The 3,803-nt window shown below is 70.8% G+C and carries 4 protein-coding genes; all 4 read right to left on the reverse strand.

What is annotated here, in order from left to right; translation table 11 throughout:
- Positions 1–21: 21 nt before the first annotated feature.
- The 4 genes from MJ797_RS23970 to MJ797_RS27225 are packed head-to-tail and all read right to left on the reverse strand — an operon-like array spanning position 22 to position 3,360.
- Positions 22–483: a hypothetical protein gene (locus MJ797_RS23970; protein WP_239341504.1), complete on the reverse strand. Its 462-nt coding sequence runs from the start codon at positions 481–483 to the stop codon at positions 22–24.
- Positions 480–1,994, reverse strand: coding sequence for a GPI inositol-deacylase (locus MJ797_RS23975; protein WP_239341506.1), 1,515 nt, complete (start codon positions 1,992–1,994; stop codon positions 480–482). Before MJ797_RS23975 ends, MJ797_RS23970 begins: the two co-directional genes overlap by 4 nt.
- On the reverse strand, positions 1,991–2,938 hold the full coding sequence (locus tag MJ797_RS23980) for a hypothetical protein (RefSeq protein ID WP_239341508.1): 948 nt from the start codon (positions 2,936–2,938) through the stop codon (positions 1,991–1,993). Before MJ797_RS23980 ends, MJ797_RS23975 begins: the two co-directional genes overlap by 4 nt.
- Entirely contained in the window at positions 2,935–3,360 is a 426-nt protein-coding gene (locus MJ797_RS27225; RefSeq protein WP_305039802.1) for a hypothetical protein, read from the reverse strand. Before MJ797_RS27225 ends, MJ797_RS23980 begins: the two co-directional genes overlap by 4 nt.
- Between the last annotated feature and the right edge of the window lie 443 nt (positions 3,361–3,803).

Consider the following 3,803-nt stretch of genomic DNA (forward strand, 5'->3'; position numbering starts at 1 on the left):
AACAACTTCCGGCGGCGACCACTAAGAGGTTGGGCGTGGTCCGTACCGAGTGCGTAGGTCGGTGTAGACGGGGGGCACGTCGAGGCCGAGGTCGCGGTAGCCGACACCGGTGCCGCTTCCGTTGGTGACGACGAGTTCGGGGTCGGCGTAGGGCACGGCGGTGTCCTGCCAGATGGTGCGGTAGGTGAGGTCGGCGAGTTGGATCAGGGCGGGCTTGTCGAGGCCGGTCGCGGTGAGCCGGATCTTCCAGACACCGTCGACGAGTGCTTTGACGCCGGGGACGTAACTGACGTCGGCGATGGTCACGGACGGCAGGGCTTGCAGCCGGGAGCGGAGTTCGGCGATCTGGGCGGGTTGGGGGGCGGGGGTGGTGGCCACGGTTTGAGGATCTCGTCCGCTCTGGTCGGGGTTGCAGCCGGTGAGCAGGCCGGCCAAGAGCAGGGCGCCGGCGGTGGCCAGGGCCGTGGTGGTGTGGGGGGTCATTTCTGCCTGGTGAGTTGGTAGTCTTGGACGCTGACGTCGGTGGGGTCGTCGGTCAGGAACGGGGCGAGGTCGTTGCGGGCGCCAGTGATGGACGGGTCGCTGGAGCCATCGACGAGGCGGGCGGTGTCTTGGTAGGCGCCGTTCATGTGGCTGGCGCCGATGTCGTGGACGGTCTTGGAGCCGTCCTGGACTCCGTCGGCGTCGCGTTGAACGGTGACCCAGCCGGGACGGTCGGGGTTGGGGGTGCCGTCGAGGCGGGGGACGGTGTCGCGGGTGTGTTCCAGGGACAGGACGTGGACGTCGTCGGGGATGTCGAACCGGCCGATGGGGGAGCCGGCGGTGACGATATTGGTGACGTTGAACTCGCGGCGGAAGGTGGGGTCACTGGCCAGGGACGCGGCGGTGATCCCGCCCTGGGAGTGGCCGGCGAGTAGGACGGGGGCGTCGGAGGGGATTCCGGCCTTGCGCATCGCGTCGATGATCGCGTGGTTCTGGGCGGAGTCGGTGCCGCCCATCAGGCGGAGGTTGTTGGTCAGGTCCATCGGGTTCTTGCCGGCTTCGGGGGACCATTCCTGGGTGCCGGGGATCTCCACGATGTAGCGGTCGATGCCGTCCTTGCCGTGGATCTTCAGGATCCGGATCTCCCCACCGCGCGGTTCGGAGTCGTCGGGGCCTTGGTGATTGTACCGGGCGACCTGCCCGACACCGGCGATCAGTGAGGTGACGTTGGTGGGTATGACGTCGTCGTCGCCGAGCGGGAGGAACGTAGTGCCGGTCAGGGACTCGGCGCTGCCGGTGCCGTTGGTGAACAGCCCGAACAGGCCGCCGAGGCCGAGCGTGTCGCGGGTCGCGTCCTCGAACGTCAGCGGCGGGAACGATCCACCGTCGCTGGTCGCCCCGTACACGAACACCCCGCCCAGGGCCGGGCTCAGGAGGAACAGGCCAGTGCCCGCGAGGGTGACCAGGGCAGGGGCGTCGTGGATCAGACCGTCGATGATCCAGGGGTTGCGGTAGACGTTGTCCATCAGGTCATGGGAGGTGTCCTTCCACCACGCGCGCAGGTCGGACCAGCCGGCCGGGCCGCCGAAAAGATCCCCGTCCAGGCGCAGCCAGTCCAGGGGCATGTCCCCGCCGTCCAGCAGCTCCGGGACGGCGCCGGCGGCCTCGGTCAGGCACTGTTCGGCGGCCAGGGCCTCGTCGAGGGCCTGGTAGGCCAGGACCGCGCCGTGCAGGGTCAGCGCCGACACCGTCAGGTGGGTGGCCGCCTGGGCCAGGCCGTGTGGGCCGGCGGTGGCCGCCACGGCGTGTTCGGCGATCCGCGCGGCGGTCACCGGGGCCAGGACAGCGCCCTCCAGGACGTCCGGGGCGCCCGCGGCGGCGGTGACGTAGCCCAAGCGGTCCATCAGCGAGCGGGACAGCGCGGTCAGGCCCGCGGCGCAGGTGAGCATGTCGTCGTAGCGGGCGGTCACCCCGCCGGCGCCGCCGGTGACCCGCAACGTGTCGTCGGTCATGCCCGGCCCCTCCCGTAGGTCTCGGTGACCTGGGCGAGGGCGTCGAACACCTCGGCCAGGGTGCGCAGGATGTCCCGGCGCAAGCTGCGCCCGTCGACCTCCAGCAGCCGGATCCCGTGCCCGCCGTCGGCCGGGACACCAGTCCACGGCTCCACGAACGTGATCACCCGGTGATCCCCGGTCAGCAGCCACAGCCCCCGCCACTGCCGCTCGGCCGCAGTGCCTACCAGCAGCGTCACCGTCAGGTCGACGGCGCCGGCCAACCGGGGCGCCAACGCCGTGACCGTCTCCGGTAACTCCCCCAGGCCGGCCAGCTCCAGCAGCTGGTGCCGCACCTCACCCCGGACCTCGACCGGCCAGGACGGGCCCTGCCTCAGCGCCTGCAGCAGCGCCACCACCGACTCCCACGACAACTCCGCCGCCTCACCAGCCGTCTGGCCCGGCTGCAGCGCGCGTTCGGTCAGGTCCGGCGGCAGCAGCGTCCACAGCCGGTCGGCCAGCTCACTGCTCGGGAACGCCGCCAGGTCCACCACCGCGCCGTCCTCGCCGACAGCGGTCGGATCGGCCGGCCCATGGACGCGTCGGGCCCGGGTCAACGCGACCGTGGTGTCCCAGCCGCTCGCCAGGGCGGCCAGGACCACCCGGTCACCGACACCGGACCGCAGCCGGATCCGGACCGGGGTCGACCCCAGGGCCGTCAGCAGTTCCACCACCCTCGGGTCCGGGTGTCCCTCGGCATCGACCAGCCCCGAGCCGGCCAGCCGCGACCGCGCCGAAGCCCGCAACCGGTCCGCGTTGGGCACCGCGTCCCAGGAGGTCAGGAAGTCGGCCGGGACGACCACCCCAGGGACCGCGGCACACAGCTCCGCCCAGGCCGCCGCGTCCAACGCCACATGCCCCGACCACGCAGCCGACTCGGCCGCCGTGGTGGCCTCGCCGCTCACCAGGACCAGCCCAACCGACCGGCCAGATCCAGCCAACCCGTCGCGTCGGGTCCGAGCGAGGCCGCGGCCTGCCGCACGTTCTCAACCTCGGCGACCAGGTCGGACGCGCCCTCGGCCGCCACCCATGAAGGGTCGAAATGCTGCTCCAGCCACCACTTCGCCGCGGCGATCTGGTACTGGCGGTACTCGATCGCCGCCGCATGCTCCGACAACGCGGTCGACAGCTGATCCAGCTGCGCCGCCGCCGCCCGGAGCAGCCCCGCACCATGCTCCACCCGCCGCTTGAACCGCTCCGCCGCCGTGGACTCCCAACCCACCCCCGCCGCGGCCGCCACCCGAGCCGCATCCGCACGCGTGTAATCGGCGCCATCAGCCACCCACAGCGCAAGTCGGCGCACCTGCACCGGATCAGCCAAGCCCATCGCCCGAGTCCTTCCCTCCAGCTCCAAGCCAACCGCGACAAGATAGGCCAACCGGCTCCGAGCTGTTCACCCCCAGTCCCAGCAGCAACTTACCTGCCGGTCGTGTCTACGACCTCGACCGTGGCGGCGCTGGAGGGTTCCCGCTTTCGTGGGCGGTCTCCAGTGGTCAGTGCACCACCCGCATAGTGCTGGGATCCACGGGGTTCCGGCATGAGACGGACGCCCAGATGATGCACTGACCGGTTGAGACCACTCCCGTACCATATCGATCAAGAGTGCCACGGCACACGCCACGCTGATGGCTCCGTAACCGAACTATCTCGATTTCTTTTTGAGGCAGGGCGGTCTCCAGCGGTCAGTGCACCGCCCGCCTCGGACTGGGAGCAGGGGGCTCGGCAAACTTGATCGCGATCGGGCAGGCTCCTGAGGTGAGGATTCGGTGT

Origin of the sequence: Protofrankia sp. CiP3 (genome assembly GCF_917627345.1) — a bacterium.
Taxonomy (GTDB): Bacteria; Actinomycetota; Actinomycetes; order Frankiales; family Frankiaceae; genus Protofrankia.

Excerpts from the sequence above, each read along its gene's own strand:
- MJ797_RS23970 (WP_239341504.1), bottom strand. The coding sequence starts at position 483 with ATGACCCCCCACACCACCACGGCCCTGGCCACCGCCGGCGCCCTGCTC.
- MJ797_RS23975 (WP_239341506.1), bottom strand. The coding sequence starts at position 1,994 with ATGACCGACGACACGTTGCGGGTCACCGGCGGCGCCGGCGGGGTGACC.
- MJ797_RS27225 (WP_305039802.1), bottom strand. The coding sequence starts at position 3,360 with ATGGGCTTGGCTGATCCGGTGCAGGTGCGCCGACTTGCGCTGTGGGTG.